Below are 16,188 nucleotides of genomic sequence, written 5' to 3'. Positions count from 1 at the left end.
GGCAAAACAGGGTTCCGGCTCAGCCTGCGGCGGACTCGGCCAGCCGCAACTGCACCCAGAGCGCCAATTGGTCATCGCCCCGGGTGAAGTCCAGGCCGAACAGCTCGGTGGCCCGCCGTACGCGATAGCGCAGCGTATTCGGGTGGACATTCAGCGACCGTGCGGCGGCCGCCATGTCGCCAGTGTGCGCAAAATACGCGCAGAGGCTCGCCCGGTACTCGCTTCCGGTGCGCGCATCGTGATCCAGCAACTCATGCACCCCCGGATGAATGAGCCGTGGCTGGTTGCCAAGCAGCGAGGTGAGCTGGCGCAGCAGCAGCGCTGCATTAACGTCACGGGTGCTCACCACCTGCGCAATTTCCCGGCCTGGCTCCGGTCGCTCAATCACGCCGATGATGTCTTCGATCTCGCGGCGCAGATCCGCCACGGTTCCGGGGCTCTCGCCCACCGAACTGACCGCCACATTGACCTGGTGTCCCAGCCGTGCGCCCAATGCGGCGGTCGCCCCGGACGCCAAGCGGAGGGCCGCAGCCTCCGAGCGGATGGCCGGCACCAGGACGTAAACCACGCGGCCGGATTCCAGCGCGGAGACGTTGGCGTGGAAAATCGAGCAGTACTGCTCGGCGGCGATTCCGAGTTGCCGGGTCAGAGGCAGCGGCGGCGCACCGGCACCGACCGCCGTTTCGGAGGCAAACATGAAGCCCAGCAACACCGGGGATAGGCCCTCCATCAACCCGAAGCGGGCCGAGGTGGCCGGGTCCGAGCCATGCCCGTCCAGCGCCGAACGCAGCCACTCGGTACGCACCTGGCGTTCGAGGTCCACGGCATTCTGCGCGCGCAGGATATGAACCGCGGCCAGCCGGGAGACCTCCAGAAGAGCGCTCTCGGCCTCCGGCCCCAGAGGTTCCTTGTCCTCGATGACCCAAATCGATCCTAGCATTTGGCGTCCGGCACGGACCGGGGCGGCGCATCGGGGCAACTCGCCGTCCGAGGGGTCGTACGGAAAATGCACCACCGTGTCGGTGAGCATCACGGAGCGGTACTGGTCGATGTTCTTTTCCATGTCAGGCACTTGGCGCGCCAGGATTCCGCTCCGGCGCAGCGGGTCGACCACATGCCGCTCAAGGTTCGAATAGGCGAGGATGTTGCGATCTAGGTCCTCGATGGCCACCGCGCCGTCGGTGGCCGTGGCCAACGCATTGGCCAGAACAAACAAGTCTTGGCCGTATGACTCGGCCGATGCGCTGCCGGCGGGCCTGCCGCTGGTGACCGCGGTAATGAGGTTGTCCAGGTGCAACCACGGCACCTGGTCGTCGACCTGAATTACTGGCAGCGGCGCCGAATCATGGATCCCGCTTTCCGGCGGCTGGCCATGGGTCTTCAGCGCGACCGCGCTGTAGCCGTTTTCGGCCGCGCGCACCAACAGTTCGCCAAACCCCGGGTCCTGCGGCTGCACCCCCACCAACAACAGGATCCCGCCGGGGGTTTCCGGCAGCGTATCCAAATGGTCGTGGATGACGGGGACCGAGATCGAAGACTCGAGTCCGGCGGCACCGGTGAGTGGAGTCAGCAACGGGGCGCCCAGGATGCCAAGCAATCCGCCGAGGCTGAGCGGTCGACCGCTGTTGTTCATGGGAGTCCCTTCCGGCGCCTGCCCCCACGTCTTTAGCGGATAGGACAAATCGAGCGCATCAATATTGTTTGGTACTACTAAATCTTTCGATGCTGGCAATCCTACGCTTGACGCAGATCACATTCACACTTGATCGCTCCAGCTGCGAGGCGGGAGTGATTGCCAGCTCGAAGGAATCCCATCAATATGACAGTGACCCAGCAAGCAGCGCCCTCGGTGGATCTCCTCATGGAGATCCTCCCCGAGGAATCAACCATTTCCGACACCGGCGAACTGTCCATCGGCGGCGTTCCCGTCACCGAACTTGCCCGCCAGTACGGTACCCCGGCCTACATCATGGACGAAACGGGACTCCGCCGGCAGATCCGTCGTTTCGTCGACGGAATCAGCAGCCGCCGTCCGAACTCGGAGGTGCTCTTCGCCTCGAAGTCCCTTCCCTGCGTGGCCATGTACGCCATCGCGCAGGCAGAGGGACTGAGCGTCGACGTTGCCGGCGGCGGTGAACTGATGATGGCCCTCACCGCGGGAGTCAGTCCCGAGCGCATCTATCTGCACGGCAACGCCAAATCCAACCAGGAAATCCAGATGGCGTTGGAAGCCGGAATCCGGGCCATCATCGTGGACAACTTCGACGACCTAGACCGCATCGAGAAGCTGGCCGCCAAACCGCAAAAGGTACTGCTGCGGATGATTCCGGGAATCACCCCGGCCACCCATGCCTCCCAGGTAACCGGTGGAAACGATTCCAAATTCGGCCTGCCACCGGCCGACATCACCCGGGCCATTGCCCGCATCGAGGCACACCCCATGCTTGAGTTCGAGGGAATCCACGTCCACATCGGCTCCCAGGTGCTGGAAACCGAGCCATTCGCCGCGGCCGTGCGCTCGGTGGCCGAGTTCGGCAGCTTCTCCACCTACGACGTGGGAGGCGGGCTGGGCGTGAAATACACGTACGACGAGGTCGCACCCAGCGTCGATTCCTACCTCGACACCATCACCGAGGCGGCCGACAGGCTGCTGCCGGCCGACGCCAAGCTCATCATCGAACCGGGACGCTCCATCGTGGCCCGCGCCGGCATCACCCTGTACACGGTCAACACGGTCAAGACCACTGGCAAGACCTTCGTGGCCGTCAACGGCGGCATGGCCGACAACATGGACATCGCACTGACCGGGCAGCGCTATGAGGCGCTGCTGGCCACCAAGATCGGGGTCGAACCCACAGTGGTGGCCGACGTGGTGGGGCGCCAATGCGAGTCCGGGGACCTCATGTGCCAGGACGTGGCGCTCCCGGACCCGCAAGTCGGGGACCTTGTTGTCATGCCGGCCACCGGTGCCTACGCCTACACGCTGGCCAACAACTACAACGGCGCCTGCAAGCCGCCGGTCATCTTCTGCGCGGACGGTTCCTCCACCCTGGCGGTGGCGCGGGAAACCTACGAAGACCTGCTGCACACGCAGCAACCCGCGCTCCAGCGCCGCTGGTAATCCGTATCGTCCCTCCCCAACCTTCGCTCCCCACCTGTGTGCCCCCGGACTCCCAAAGGAAAACCCGTCATGATCAGCACTGAAAATCGCTTCCGCCCCGGACTGAAAATGTTCTCCGTCGCCGCGCTCGGCCTGGCATTGACCCTCGCCGGATGTTCCTCGGACGAGCCGGCAAACGCCGGGCCGGGCTCCGCCGCCCTGGACATCAGCGTTGACAGCACCGCGGCCGCGGCACTGCCCGCCAAGTTCAAGGAATCGGGAGTCATCAACGTGGCGGCGGACATCCCGAACCCGCCCATGGAGATGCTCGACGAAAACGACAACCCCACGGGGCTGGACTACGACCTGTCGCAGGCCATGGGTGCCAAGCTCGGGGTCAAGTTCAACTTCCAGCAGCAGGCCTTCGACGCATCCATCCCCTCGTTGCAGGCAGGGAAGAACGACATCATCTTTGCCGGCATGAACGACACGGCCGAGCGCCAAAAGGTGCTCAACTTCGTCGACTACTTCCACGCCGGATTCATGATCCTGGTCAACGCGGGAAATCCCGACGGGGTCAAGTCGCTGGTCGATCTGTGCGGCAAGCCGGTTGCGGTCCAAAAGGCCACGATCCAGGGCGAATACCTGAATGCCTACGCCTCCAAGTGCAAGGATGCAGGCAAGGGCCCCATTGAATTGGTGCAGTTGCCCAGCGAACTCGACGCACAGACCGCCGTGCGTTCGGGCAAGGCCGTCGCAGACGTCGTGGATGCGGCGGTTGCGTCCTACGCCGCGGCAACCGCGGGGGACGGAAAGATCTTCGAACTGGTCAGGGACCCGGAGTTTGCGTCCGGCTACAACCCCGTCTACACCGGCATCGGCCTGCTGAAAGACAACACCGAGCTGACCGAGGCGTTGCGCCTGGCCTTGCAGTCCCTGGTCGACGATGGGACCTACGCCAAGTTGATGGAAAAGTACGACCTGGGCGACTTCGCCGTGACCGAGGCCGGTGTCAACAATGGCGGGAAATGACACGTTGCAAGGCGCAAGCGCGGAGGAACTGCGGTCGGTGGCAAGTCCGAACCCTCACGACATCGTGGCGGTCCCGCTGCGACACCCGGGCCGGTGGGTCCTGGCGGCCGTCATCCTGCTGGTACTGGTGGGTGTGTGCACCTCGCTATGGAACAACCCGAACATCGACCACGCCACGATCTCCAAGTACATGTTCAACGACCGCATCGTCCAGGGCGCGGTGCTGACGGTCGTGCTGACCGTTATCACCATGGTTCTCTCAACGCTCCTCGGCATCGTTCTGGCCCTGATGCGGCTCTCGGCCAACCCGGTGCTTGCGGGTGTCGGCTGGCTCTACGTGTGGATCTTCCGGGGAACGCCGTTGCTGGTGCAGATCGTCTTCTGGGGCTACCTGGGCCTGCTGTACAAGCAGCTTTCGCTCGGGGTTCCGTTCACCGACTTCACGGTGTTCACCGTGGACACCAACGCGTTGATCCCGGCCTTCGTTGCCGGTGTCATTGCGTTGACCACCAACCAGGCCGCCTACACGGCCGAGATCGTGCGTGCCGGGATGCTCTCGGTGGACCCGGGGCAAAAGGAGGCCTGCTACTCGCTGGGCATGACCCCGCTGTATACCCTGTTCAAGGTCGAACTGCCGCAGGCCATGCGGGTCATCATCCCGCCCATGGGAAACGAAACGATTTCGATGCTCAAGGACACGGCGCTGCTCTCGCTGATCGCCGTGGCCGAGCTCTACACCGTTGCGGCCAGGATCTCCGCGCAAAACCTGCACCAGGTGGAACTGCTCATCGTCGTCAGCGTCTGGTACCTGGCCCTGACCTCGGTCCTTTCCGTACCGCAGTACTACCTCGAACGCCACTACGGGCGGGGTTCCCGGGCCCTGGGCCCCACGCCCATCGGCCGGGTAGCAGCCCTGTTCAACCGCGCACGCCACAGCTAGGAAAGTGAAGACCACCATGAACGGAACCCTGGAAATTACAACCCCGCTCCATATCGACGAGGCCCGCCAACCGCTGGTCCAGGCCCAAGGCGTCCGGAAGAGCTACGGCCCGATCGAGGTGCTCAAGGGAATCGACCTCTCGGTGCAGGCCGGGCAGGTCATGTGCCTGCTGGGACCCTCCGGATCCGGCAAATCCACCTTCCTGCGCTGCATCAACCACCTGGAACGCATCGACGGAGGGCGGATCAACTTCGACGGCCAGCTCATCGGCTATGCGCAGCGCAACGGCAAGCTCCATGAAATGAAGCCCGTCGAGGTGGCCAAGCAGCGCCGCGGCATCGGCATGGTTTTCCAAAGGTTCAACCTGTTCCCGCACATGACCGCGCTGGAAAACATCATCGCCGCACCCATCGGCATCAAGAAGATTCCCAAGGCACGGGCCGTGGCCCATGCGCGCGACCTGTTGGAACAGGTGGGGCTGGGGGACAAGGCGTCGCTGCACCCCTCCCAGCTCTCCGGAGGCCAGCAGCAGCGGGTTGCCATTGCCCGGGCGCTGGCCATGGAACCCAAGCTCCTGCTCTTCGACGAGCCGACCTCCGCCCTGGACCCGGAACTTGTCGGGGACGTGCTCGATGTCATGCAGGGCCTGGCCGCCAGCGGCATGACCATGATCGTGGTGACCCACGAGGTCGGATTCGCCCGGAACGTCGCCGACGAGGTGGTGTTCATGGACGGGGGCGTGGTGGTCGAATCCGGGCCGCCTTCCGCGGTGCTGGACAACCCGGTCCACGAACGCACGCGGGCCTTCCTGGAAAACGTGATCTAGCAGGGGACTCAGTCCGGGACGAACCTGTAGCCCATGCCGGGCTCGGTGAGCAGGTAGCGGGGCTCCGCCGGGGCGGCCTCGAGCTTCTTGCGCAGCTGCCCCAAATACAGGCGCAGGTAGCCGGTCTCCTTGACCAGGTGCGGCCCCCACACCTCGCGCAGCAGCGTCTGCTGGGTGACCAGCTTGCCCGGGTTGTTCAGCAACACTTCCAGCACACGCCACTCGGTGGGCGTCAGCCTGACCGGTTTTTCCGGGGTTCCCCGGGTGACCTGCTTGGCCGCCAGGTCGACGACGACGTCCCCGAACCGTATGGCGGGAACCTCCGGCGCGCCGGGGGTGCGCCGGGAGAGCACACGGATCCGCGCCAGCAGCTCCTCGGTGGAAAACGGCTTGGTGACGTAGTCGTCGGCCCCGGCGTCAAGTGCCGCGACCTTGTCCGATGCATCGCTGCGCCCGGAGATCACCAGGATGGGGATTGACGACCAGCCGCGCAGCGCGGCGATCACCTCCAGCCCGTCCAGCTTGGGCATGCCAAGGTCCAGCAGCACCAGGTCCGGGTGGGTTGCCACGGCCAGGCGCACCGCGGCGGCCCCGTCCGCGGCGGGGACCACCTCGTAGTCGTAGGCGCCCAGGGTGATCCGCAGGGCGCGCAGGATCTGCGGGTCGTCGTCGGCAATCAAGATCTTCATGCGCTGGCGCCTCCTGTCGGTTCGGCCGGGGTGGTGGGTTCCGTCGGTTCCGGCGCCGCCGGCAGCGACAGCACCATGGTCAATCCTCCGCCGGGGGTGTCCTCGGCGGCCAGCGACCCGCCCATGCCCTCCGCGAAACCGCGGGACAGTGCCAGGCCCAGGCCCAGGCCGGTCAGGTTGTCGGTGTCCCCGTGGCGCTGGAACGGAACGAAGACCGCCTCCCGTGCCGCGGCGGGGATGCCGGGGCCGAAGTCGATGACGCGGACCTCGGTGCGGCCGGCGAACTGGCTGGCGGCAAGGATCGGGCGCCGGGTGCCCGCCCCGTAGCGCAGCGCATTGAGCAGCAGGTTCACCACGATGCGTTGCATCAGGACCGGGTCCGCGGTGAGCTGGTCCAGGTCCTGCGGCACGTCCACCTCGATGTCGGCGGGTCCCAGCCCGGCTTCCTCGAGCGCGGGCAGCAGCACGTCCTCCACGGAGATGACGGTGTTGTTCACGCCCAGCATGCCCGCCTGCAGGCGTGAAACATCAAGGAGGTCGGTGACCAGGACGGAGAGCGCGTGCAGGGACTCGTCGGCGGTTTCCAGCAGTTCCGCCCGGTCCTGCGCGCTGTAGGCGACCTCGGTGGACCGCAGCGAGGTCACTGCTGTGGTCGCGGCCGTGAGCGGGCGGCGCAGGTCGTGCCCGACGGCCTGCAACAGGGCGCTGCGGACCCTGTCCGCCTCCGCCAGCGGGGCCAGTTCGCTGGCGGCGGCGGAGACGGCCCGGAAATCCAGCACGGCCTCCAGCTGGGAGACGATCGCGGCCAGCGCGCGCCGGTCTGAGGCGGGCAGGTCCCGCCCGTGCAGCTCGAGCGTCGCGTGCCCGCCGACCGGCAGCACGGTGTCCGCGGGACCGGGCCCGGGGGTTCCGGCGCTGTGCACCTCGCCGTTGGACTCGACAAGCCGCACGCCCCGCAGTGAGAAGGCCTCGCAGGTCTGGTTGACCAGGGCCTCCAACGCGTCGGCCCCGCGCAGCACGGAGCCGGAGACGGTGGCCAGCAGCGCCGATTCCGCCGCGGACCGGGTGGCGGCGCGGTGCCGCCGGGCGGCCTGATCCACCACCACGGAAACCAGGACGGCGATCAGGATGTACAGGATGAGCACCACCAGGTGCGTGGGTTCGGCAATGGTGATGGTGTACAGCGGGTTGATGAAAAAGAAGTCAAGCGTCAGCCCTGAGAGCAGCGCGGCAAAGACCGCGGGGAAGAGCCCGCCGACCAGCGCCACAATGACCACCAGCAGCTGGTAGGCGAGCACATCGACGGTGATGGAGTCGTCCGAGGCCTGCAGCCCGGTCAGGAACCAAGTCAGCAGCGGCCCGCCGAGCAGGGCCAGCACGAATCCGGCGAGCGTCCGGCCCCGGGTCAGCGCCCCGCGGGAGCGCGGCAGCCGGTGCCCGGAGGCGGCGGCCGCGTGGTTGACCATGTGCACGTCGATGTCCCCGCTCAGGCGCACGATGCCCGCCCCGATGCCGGGCCCGGTCAGCGCCGTGGCCAGCTTGGACCGGCGCGAGGCGCCGATGACCAGCTGCGTTGCGTTGGAGGCACGCGCGAACTCGACCAGCGCGGCCGGAACGTCCTCCCCGATCACCTGGTGGTAGGTGCCGCCGAGCCGTTCGACGAGCAGGCGCTGGTCCGCCAGCACCTTGGGGTGCGCGGCGAGCAGCCCGTCGGGGGCGGTGACATGCACCGCGGAGAGCTCCCCGCCGCTGCTGCGCGCCGCGATGCGTGCCCCGCGGCGCAGCAGCGTCTCGCCCTCCTCGCCGCCGGTCAGCGCGACCATGACGCGTTCCCGGGTTTCCCAGCGCGCGGAGATCCCGTGTTCGGCCCTGTACTTTTCCAGCGCCGAATCGACCTCGTCGGCCAGCCAGAGCAGCGCGATCTCGCGCAGCGCGGTCAGGTTGCCCAGCCTGAAGTAGTTGGACAGGGCCGCGTCGATGCGCCCGGGCGGATAGATCAGGCCCTCGCCCAGCCTGGCGCGCAGGCCCTGCGGGGTCAGGTCGATCAGTTCGATGGCGTCCGCGGCCCGCAACACGGCATCGGGGATGGTCTCGCGCTGGGCGGCCCCGGTGATGTCGTACACCACGTCGCCCAGGGACTCGATGTGCTGCACGTTGACCGTGGAGATCACGTCGATCCCGGCATCGAGCAACGCGTGCACGTCCTGCCAGCGTTTCTCGTTGCCGCCGGTGCCCACGTTGGTGTGCGCCAGCTCGTCCACCAGCGCGATCTCCGGGGCCCGGGCCAGCACCGCCGCAAGGTCCATGTCGCTCAGCTGCACCCCGCGGTGGGTGAACCCGCGGCGCGGCACCATTTCCAGGCCGTCCACCAGGGCGGCGGTGGGTTCCCGGTCGTGGGTTTCCACCAGCGCCAGGACCACGTCTCGGCCCTCGGCCGCCAGCTGGTGCCCCTCCTGGAGCATGGCGTAGGTCTTCCCGACGCCGGGGGCGGCGCCCAGCAATACCCGCAGCGTTCCGCGTGTCATGGGTTAATTGTCCAGCCCCACCAGGGCAATGTTCAGCTTCAACACGTTTACCCGGGGTTCCCCGAGGAATCCGAGGTCCCTGCCGATGGTCTGCTCGTGGACCAGTTCCACCACTTTGGCCGGATCCAGCGAGCGGGCCTTGGCAACGCGTGCGGCCTGCTCCAGGGCGTTGGCCACGGAGATGTCCGGGTCCAGCCCGGAGGCCGAGGCGGTCAGCGCGTCGGCCGGGACCACGGTGGTTCCCGAGTTTTCGGTCAGGTAGGCGGCCTTGCGCTCGTCGATCGCCTCCAGGAACTTGGGGTTCTCCGGGCCCATGTTGGAACCGGAGGAGGCTGCCCCGTCATAGCCGTCGCCGGCGGCCGAGGGACGGGGCTGGAAGTAGGCGGGGTCGGGGTTGCCGGAGGCGTCGTTGAAGGTCTGCCCGAGCAGGGCCGAGCCGACGGAGGCTGCATGGCCCGGGACTTCCAGCAGGGAGCCGTTGGCCTGGCCGGGGAAGGCGAGCTGCCCCACGCCCAGGATTGCCGCGGGAAAAAGCACGCCGAGCGCCAGGGTGAGGATGAGCATGGTGCGCACCGACACCCAGAGGGTGCGGGGCCAGGATCGAATGGTGGCCATGGTGGAAGTCATTTCTTTTCGAAGGGTGGGACGAAGGATGGGACAAACGGCCTGACAAGCGCGGTGTGCATCAGAACCCCGGGATCAACGAGATGAGCATGTCGATGAGCTTGATGCCGATGAACGGGACCAGCACCCCGCCGACCCCGTAGATCAACAGGTTGCGGTTCAGCGTGGCGGCGGCCGAACGCGGGTGGTACTTCACCCCGCGCAGCGCCAGCGGGATCAGGAAGACGATCACCACGGCATTGAAGATCACGGCGGAAAGGATCGCGGAGGCCGGCGTGGACAGCCCCATGATGTTCAGGACCGCCAGGCCCGGGAACACCACGGAGAACATTGCGGGGATGATCGCGAAGTACTTGGCCACGTCGTTGGCGATGGAGAACGTGGTCAGCGCGCCGCGGGTGATCAACAGCTGCTTGCCGATGCGCACCACGTCGATCAGCTTGGTGGGGTCCGAATCCAGGTCCACCATGTTCCCGGCCTCCTTGGCGGCGGAGGTGCCGGAGTTCATCGCCACGCCCACGTCCGCCTGGGCCAGGGCCGGGGCATCGTTGGTGCCGTCGCCGGTCATCGCCACCAGGTTGCCTCCGGCCTGCTCGCGCTTGATCAGGTCCATCTTGTCTTCCGGGGTGGCCTCCGCCAGGTAGTCGTCAAGGCCGGCCTCAGCGGCAATGGCCGCGGCGGTGCGCGGGTTGTCGCCGGTGATCATCACCGTGCGGATGCCCATGGCGCGCAGCTGGGCGAAGCGTTCCTTCAGCCCCTCCTTGACCACGTCCTTGAGGTAGACGACGCCAAGGACCGATGCCGTGTCCCCGGTGCGGGTGGCAACCACCAGCGGGGTTCCGCCGACGGTGGAGATCTTCTCGACGACCGCGTCCAGTTCCCGGTGCCGTGCGGCACCCAGCGGCGCGACCTCGGCCACCCAGGCCAGGACCGCGGAGCCTGCCCCCTTGCGCAGCGCATGACCGTCGGCAAAGTCGATGCCGCTCATGCGGGTCTGGGCTGTGAATTCGACGGCCACGCCGTCCGGGTTGCGGTTGGCCTCCACCCCGAGGGTCGCGGCGAGGGCAAGAATCGACTGGCCCTCGGGCGTCGCGTCGGCGACCGAGGCGTCGGCCGCGGCACGTGCCAGTTCCTGTTCGGTGTATCCGGCCAGCGGGTGGAATTCGGCCGCCTGGCGGTTGCCGTAGGTGATGGTGCCGGTCTTGTCCAGCAGCAGCGTCGTCACGTCTCCCGCGGCCTCCACCGCGCGCCCGGACAGGGCCAGCACGTTGTGTTGGATGAGCCGGTCCATGCCGGCGATGCCGATCGCCGAGAGCAGCGCCCCGATGGTGGTCGGGATCAGGCAGACCAGCAGCGCGATCAGCACCGGCAGGCTCACCTGGGCGTTGGAGTACGCGGCGATCGGGTTCAGCGCCAGCACCACCACCAGGAAGATGATCGAGAGCGTGGCCAGCAGGATGTTCAGCGCCACCTCGTTGGGGGTCTTCTGGCGCTGGGCGCCCTCGACCAGGCGGATCATCTTGTCCACCAGCGAATCGCCGACCGCGGTGGTGATCCGCACGACGATCGCATCGGAGATGACCTTGGTGCCGCCGGTGACCGCCGAGCGGTCGCCGCCGGATTCGCGGATGACGGGTGCCGATTCGCCGGTGATGGCCGATTCGTCGACGGCGGCGATGCCGTGGACGATTTCCCCGTCACCCGGGATCAGCTCGCCCGCGACGACCCGCACGTAGTCGCCGATGCGCAGGTCCGTGGAGGAAACCAGGGTGGTCGGCTGGTTGGTGCCCGCCGGGTCCGCAGCCGGTTCGTAGTTCCCGAACCGGGCGGCCATGGTGGAGGTGCGGGAGGCGCGCAGCGACGCGGCCTGGGCCTTGCCGCGGCCCTCGGCCACTGCCTCGGCCAGGTTCGCGAAGAGCACCGTCAGCCACAGCCAGAGGGCCACCGCGGCGTTGAAGCCGACGGGGGTGCTGGCGTTTTCCGCGCCGGACGCCGGCGGCAGGAAGGGCTCGGCAATGGCCAGCGCCGTGGTGAGCACCGCGCCGATGAGCACTATGAACATCACGGGGGAGTGCCACATCTGCCGCGGATCCAGCTTCCTGAATGCACCCGGCAGGGCGGCGCGGATCTGGGCAAGGCTCAGGGCGCTGGGCTGCGGGGTGTGCGGATGGTGGTGGGAATGGGCCGGCGATCCGACCGGAGGTTCTGTTGGGGGCTTGGTGAGAGTGGACATGGGAAGTTAGAGCAATCCTTCGGCTAGGGGGCCCAGGACAAGGACCGGGAAGAACGTCAACGCCGTGACGATGAGGGTGATGCTGCCCAGCAGCATGGAGAACTGGGGCTTGTGGGTGGGAAGGGTTCCAGCGGTGACGGGGACGCGATCCTGGGCCGCGAGGGTGCCGGCCAGTGCAAGCACCCAGAGGATGGGCAGGAACCGACCGAGCAACATGACGATGCCCAAGGTCGTGTTCAGCCACGGGGTGTTGGCGGTGAGCCCGGCAAAGGCCGAGCCGTTGTTGTTGGCGGCGGAGGTGAAGGCATAGAGCACCTCGGAGAAGCCGTGCGGGCCGGGGTTCAGGATGGAGACCGACTCGATGTCGGCGCGGATCCCCGGGATGGCGAAGCTCAGCGCGGTGAAGGAAAGGATCAGCGTCGGAACCGTGAGCAGGTAGAGCGAGGCAAGCTTGATCTCGCGCGCGCCGATCTTCTTGCCCAGGTATTCGGGGGTGCGGCCCACCAGGAGGCCGGCGATGAACACCGTGATGATGGCCAGGACCAGCATGCCGTAGAGGCCGGATCCGACGCCGCCGGGAGCGACCTCGCCCAACATCATGTTCAGCAGCGGCAGCATTCCGCCCAGCGCGGTGAAGGAATCATGCATGGAGTTCACGGCGCCGGTGGAGGTCAGCGTGCTGGTGGTGCCGAAAAGCGTCGACCCGCCGATGCCGAAGCGCTGTTCCTTGCCCTCGAGTGCGGCGCCCGCGGCCTGCGGACCTGTTCCGGCCCCCGCATATTCAAGCAGGGTCAGTGCGGTGAGCGAGACCAGGAACAACCCGGCCATGACGGCCAGGATCGTGTAGCCCTGCTTCTTGTTCCCGACCATGACCCCGAAGGTGCGGGTCAGCGCGAAGGGGATGGCCAGCATCAGGACGCACTCGAACAGGCTGGTCAGCGGAGAGGGGTTTTCAAAGGGGTGGGCGGAGTTGGCGTTGAAGAATCCGCCGCCGTTGGTCCCCAGGAGCTTGATGGCCTCCTGGGAGGCGACGGGCCCGCCGGGGATGGACTGCACCCCGCCGCTGAGCGTGGTGATGTCCGTGAACCCGTTCAGGTTCTGGATGACCCCGCCTGCCAGCAGCAGGATTGCGGCGATTGCGGACAGTGGCAGCAGCAGGCGCACGGTGCCGCGGACCAGGTCCACCCAGAAGTTCCCCATGGTGGAGGCCCGACGCGCCGCCAGGCCCCGGATGAGCGCCACCGAAACGGCCAGTCCGACGGCGGCCGAGGCGAAGTTCTGCACGCCCAATCCGGCGGCCTGCACAAAGTAGCCCATGGTTGCTTCGGGGGAGTATGACTGCCAGTTGGTGTTGGTCACGAACGATGCTGCGGTGTTGAAGGCGATGCCCGGAGGGACCGCCGGCAATCCCAGGGCCAGCGGCAACCATGCCTGCAGGCGCTGGAGCGCGTAGAGCAGGAGCACGCCGATCAGCGAGAAGGCCAGGACCGAACGTGCGTAGGCCTGCCATGTCTGGGCGGCGGAGGGATTCACGCCCATGACCCGGTAGAGTCCACGTTCAACCTTGGTGTCCCTGGTGGACGTGTATACCCTAGCCATGTAGTCGCCCAGCGGACGGTAGAGAACTGCAAGGACCAGTGCCAGGGCGGCGGCCTGGGCGATGGTGAACCACATTAGAATCGCTCCGGCTTCAGCAACGCAACAAGTAGGTAGGCGACGCCGGCGATGCCCAGCGCGACGGCGACAAGCTCGAAAATGATCAAAGCTTCTCCACCGCCCGCACCACGAGGCCCAACGCGCCGAACAGCACGAGGGTGGTGAGTAGATACAAGATGTCGAGCATGATGGGCGACGGCCCTCCTGATGGATGAGGTGATGACATTTCCATCAGATACCCGCCGGTGCGCCGTGAACCCGATCCTCACGAAATCCTTACGCCCCGGCGCCAAAGACCTACGCCACGCTGACGCCGGCGGCAGGGAAAGCGGCTGTCAGCGCGCTATTTGACGACCCGGAACGCCACGTACGGCGTGGCGCAAGCGGCGCGCACCTCGATGACGCCGGACTGGCCGAATCCCGGGTTTTCCAGGCGGTTGTTCTTGCCCGTGTCATCGCACCAATCCACGTTGAATGGCGAGGCGGAGATGCTGTAGCTGCCGGGTTTGGTGGTGGCCGGAATACGCAGGGTGTGCTCGAAGGAGCCGGCATCACCCATGGGTGCCAGCTTGGTGAGCAGGACTTCGTTTTGCCCATTCAAGAGTTCGATCTGGATTTGGGCGCGCTCGCCGTAACGGGGGTCGCAGGTGGCATCCGGTGCCGAGATCTTCAGATCCTCGCCGGCGCGCAAGCTCGAAGGAGCAACGACGTAGTCCGGGGGCATGCATGGCCGGCTGCCGAAATACTGCGGGATGCAGGCCGTGGTGGCGAGCAGCATTCCGCCGCCGAGCAAAAGCACCGTGGTGGTTCCCAGCACTGCATGCCGGTGCGTTCCGCTTCTTCTGCTGGCCATGCTGCCAAGTATTCCCGCGGTGGAAGGCATCTGAAATGAGCATGGGGAATTTGTGATGAATTCGTTGTTGGACTGTCGGCCGGGCACATTCGCCATGGTTTTTGATGCGGTGCCTGGGAGGCGTATGCGCTGGAAGAAAAAGCAGACAGCAACAAACTCGATGTTTTCTTCCCAACGTTTTTTGAATGTCAAAGAAGGTTCGATTTTTGTTGATAGATTTGTTGCAGTAACGCGATTTTATGATCGCCTTGGGGGAACGAGGAATTGGTGCAACAACGAGGTATTGCCCTTACGCTTGCCGTGATCATTGCAGTAACTGGAAATACGACTGCTTTCGCGCTGGCCGATGCACCGAAGGTGTCTTCTTTTGCTGCGGGGCAGAACCAGCGCATCGATCTGACGTCTGCAAAGGCGGAACAGCAAAAAACGACGTCGGAGTTCCTGCAGTTGCTGGAATCGGCGAGTACGACGTCGAAATCGCTGGCGGATATCCCAAAGAATGCGACCGTGACTGTGACCGAGACCCGGGGGGACTGGTCCAGGATTTCCTACAAGGCGATGACTGGTTGGGTCCCCACCGATAGCCTCGGCAACGAGCCAACGTCCAAGGCGAAGGTGTACAACTACACCACCAAATACACAACGCTGCGCAAGGACGCCTCAACAGAGTCGGAGCGCCTCGGAACTCATGAGCGACGTACCAAGGTCGAATACCTCGGGAAATCGGGCGCATTTTCGAAGGTAGGGATTTCGGGCAAGACTGGCTATATCCAGACATCACATCTGTCAAAGGACAACCCGAAAGCTGTTTACCGGTGGTCGAAAAAAGAAATATCCATCCATAAGGATCCGAGCGACAAGACCCCAAGGATTTCCCGGCTCAAGGAAAACACGCGAGTTGAGTGGCTGCGCAACTCCGGTGACTGGCAGAGAGTCAAGTCATCCTCGGGCCATGGCTGGGTACGGTCCGCATCGGTGGCCAACAACGCGGTCCAGTACCGATGGACCAAGTCGAATGTAAACCTGCGCAAGGGAACTTCCACGTCCCATGGGAGCCGGGGCCTCATTCCTGGCGGTGAAAAGGTTGCCTATCTCAAGACTTCCAAGGGCTGGTCGCAGGTCAAGTCGTCCAAGGGAACGGGTTGGATCAAGAATTCGTACCTGACGGCCACGAAAACGAAGCAGTATCCCGTGGCCGTCTATGGCACCCTGCGTAAGGGACAAAAGGCTTATCGCCTGGTCAAGGGGAAGACCAGCAGCGAGGTCAAGACCAAGGTCGTTTCACACAATTTGTTCCTGCGTCGCGACCTCACTTGGCTTTCCTACATGGTTCCGTCCAAGGACCGGGGACACCTCGTGGTGGCCGAACGGATGACGTTGAAGACAGGGTCCTACGCCTCGACGCTGGCGGCGCTGGACCGCTATGAGCGCTTTGACCCGCGCAAGCCCATGGCGAACCAGAGCTACAACCGGAAACTGGTCAAGGACCAGCAAGGCAACCAGGTATGGGCCTATGTCGGATCTGCCAAGATGAGCAAATATCTCACCAAGAGTGGCATCCGTGTCAAGTCCGGTGACTACCTGAAGCGGTACTGATCGTGGGCTTGAAGAAAAAGGTCCTGATCACTGTGTCCTCGGTGTTGTCCGGATTGTTGGTGGTTGGAGCGATCCTGCTGGCATCGAATTTGGCCCAGGGTGGTGCGTCGCAGC

General features: G+C 65.5%; 13 protein-coding genes. 5 read left to right on the top strand and 8 right to left on the bottom strand.

All coding sequences use genetic code 11. From position 1 onward, the window contains the following. Positions 1-19 precede the first annotated feature (19 nt). The gene (locus JOF47_RS15130) at positions 20-1,633 is read right to left on the bottom strand and encodes a PucR family transcriptional regulator (protein ID WP_209999887.1); all 1,614 of its coding nucleotides are present in this window, start codon (positions 1,631-1,633) and stop codon (positions 20-22) included. A 192-nt stretch (positions 1,634-1,825) separates the two neighbouring features. Here JOF47_RS15130 and lysA point away from each other — a divergent pair, with 192 nt between their 5' ends. The 4 genes from lysA to JOF47_RS15110 all read left to right on the top strand — a co-directional run bounded on the left by lysA (position 1,826) and on the right by JOF47_RS15110 (position 5,898). Next, positions 1,826-3,121 (top strand): diaminopimelate decarboxylase, encoded by a 1,296-nt coding sequence (gene lysA, locus JOF47_RS15125; RefSeq protein ID WP_342592804.1) that lies wholly within the window; start codon positions 1,826-1,828, stop codon positions 3,119-3,121. A gap of 69 nt (positions 3,122-3,190) precedes the next feature. Then, entirely contained in the window at positions 3,191-4,132 is a 942-nt protein-coding gene (locus JOF47_RS15120; protein WP_245356385.1) for an ABC transporter substrate-binding protein, read from the top strand. Between the two features lie 37 nt (positions 4,133-4,169). Then, positions 4,170-5,072 (top strand): amino acid ABC transporter permease, encoded by a 903-nt coding sequence (locus JOF47_RS15115; protein ID WP_342592803.1) that lies wholly within the window; start codon positions 4,170-4,172, stop codon positions 5,070-5,072. Positions 5,073-5,088: 16 nt separating this feature from the next. Beyond that, positions 5,089-5,898, top strand: coding sequence for an amino acid ABC transporter ATP-binding protein (locus JOF47_RS15110; RefSeq protein WP_281070308.1), 810 nt, complete (start codon positions 5,089-5,091; stop codon positions 5,896-5,898). A gap of 8 nt (positions 5,899-5,906) precedes the next feature. Here the strand turns inward: JOF47_RS15110 and JOF47_RS15105 are convergent, their stop codons facing one another. From JOF47_RS15105 to JOF47_RS15075, 7 genes are all read right to left on the bottom strand, one after another. Continuing rightward, positions 5,907-6,587, bottom strand: coding sequence for a response regulator (locus tag JOF47_RS15105; protein WP_209999880.1), 681 nt, complete (start codon positions 6,585-6,587; stop codon positions 5,907-5,909). Next, entirely contained in the window at positions 6,584-9,112 is a 2,529-nt protein-coding gene (locus JOF47_RS15100; protein WP_209999878.1) for a DUF4118 domain-containing protein, read from the bottom strand. Before JOF47_RS15100 ends, JOF47_RS15105 begins: the two co-directional genes overlap by 4 nt. A gap of 3 nt (positions 9,113-9,115) precedes the next feature. Next, complete coding sequence (kdpC, locus tag JOF47_RS15095; RefSeq protein ID WP_209999875.1) at positions 9,116-9,727, bottom strand: K(+)-transporting ATPase subunit C; 612 nt, start codon at positions 9,725-9,727, stop codon at positions 9,116-9,118. Between the two features lie 70 nt (positions 9,728-9,797). Further along, entirely contained in the window at positions 9,798-11,969 is a 2,172-nt protein-coding gene (gene kdpB, locus JOF47_RS15090) for a potassium-transporting ATPase subunit KdpB (RefSeq protein WP_209999874.1), read from the bottom strand. 6 nt (positions 11,970-11,975) lie between these two features. Further along, positions 11,976-13,643 carry a potassium-transporting ATPase subunit KdpA gene (gene kdpA, locus JOF47_RS15085; RefSeq protein WP_209999872.1) on the bottom strand — a complete coding sequence of 556 codons (1,668 nt, stop codon included), beginning with the start codon at positions 13,641-13,643 and terminating at the stop codon, positions 11,976-11,978. Continuing rightward, complete coding sequence (locus JOF47_RS15080; protein WP_209999870.1) at positions 13,643-13,732, bottom strand: potassium-transporting ATPase subunit F; 90 nt, start codon at positions 13,730-13,732, stop codon at positions 13,643-13,645. Before JOF47_RS15080 ends, kdpA begins: the two co-directional genes overlap by 1 nt. Positions 13,733-13,968: 236 nt before the next feature. Further along, positions 13,969-14,478 carry a hypothetical protein gene (locus JOF47_RS15075; protein ID WP_209999867.1) on the bottom strand — a complete coding sequence of 170 codons (510 nt, stop codon included), beginning with the start codon at positions 14,476-14,478 and terminating at the stop codon, positions 13,969-13,971. Positions 14,479-14,778: 300 nt separating this feature from the next. Between JOF47_RS15075 and JOF47_RS15070 the strand changes: the two genes are divergently transcribed. Then, the gene (locus JOF47_RS15070) at positions 14,779-16,074 is read left to right on the top strand and encodes an SH3 domain-containing protein (protein WP_209999865.1); all 1,296 of its coding nucleotides are present in this window, start codon (positions 14,779-14,781) and stop codon (positions 16,072-16,074) included. Positions 16,075-16,188: the final 114 nt, after the last annotated feature.

Source organism: Paeniglutamicibacter kerguelensis (genome assembly GCF_017876535.1).
Taxonomy (GTDB): Bacteria; Actinomycetota; Actinomycetes; order Actinomycetales; family Micrococcaceae; genus Paeniglutamicibacter; species Paeniglutamicibacter kerguelensis.
Note: the sequence above shows the minus strand (reverse complement) of the source record. Positions and strands in the feature narration are given on the sequence as shown.

What these genes read in the sequence shown, in the direction of transcription:
- JOF47_RS15130 (WP_209999887.1), bottom strand. Translation starts at nt 1,633, where the DNA reads ATGAACAACAGCGGTCGACCGCTCAGCCTCGGCGGATTGCTTGGCATC.
- JOF47_RS15120 (WP_245356385.1), top strand. Translation starts at nt 3,191, where the DNA reads ATGATCAGCACTGAAAATCGCTTCCGCCCCGGACTGAAAATGTTCTCC.
- JOF47_RS15110 (WP_281070308.1), top strand. Translation starts at nt 5,089, where the DNA reads ATGAACGGAACCCTGGAAATTACAACCCCGCTCCATATCGACGAGGCC.
- JOF47_RS15105 (WP_209999880.1), bottom strand. Translation starts at nt 6,587, where the DNA reads ATGAAGATCTTGATTGCCGACGACGACCCGCAGATCCTGCGCGCCCTG.
- JOF47_RS15100 (WP_209999878.1), bottom strand. Translation starts at nt 9,112, where the DNA reads ATGACACGCGGAACGCTGCGGGTATTGCTGGGCGCCGCCCCCGGCGTC.
- kdpC (WP_209999875.1), bottom strand. Translation starts at nt 9,727, where the DNA reads ATGGCCACCATTCGATCCTGGCCCCGCACCCTCTGGGTGTCGGTGCGC.
- kdpB (WP_209999874.1), bottom strand. Translation starts at nt 11,969, where the DNA reads ATGTCCACTCTCACCAAGCCCCCAACAGAACCTCCGGTCGGATCGCCG.
- kdpA (WP_209999872.1), bottom strand. Translation starts at nt 13,643, where the DNA reads ATGTGGTTCACCATCGCCCAGGCCGCCGCCCTGGCACTGGTCCTTGCA.
- JOF47_RS15075 (WP_209999867.1), bottom strand. Translation starts at nt 14,478, where the DNA reads ATGGCCAGCAGAAGAAGCGGAACGCACCGGCATGCAGTGCTGGGAACC.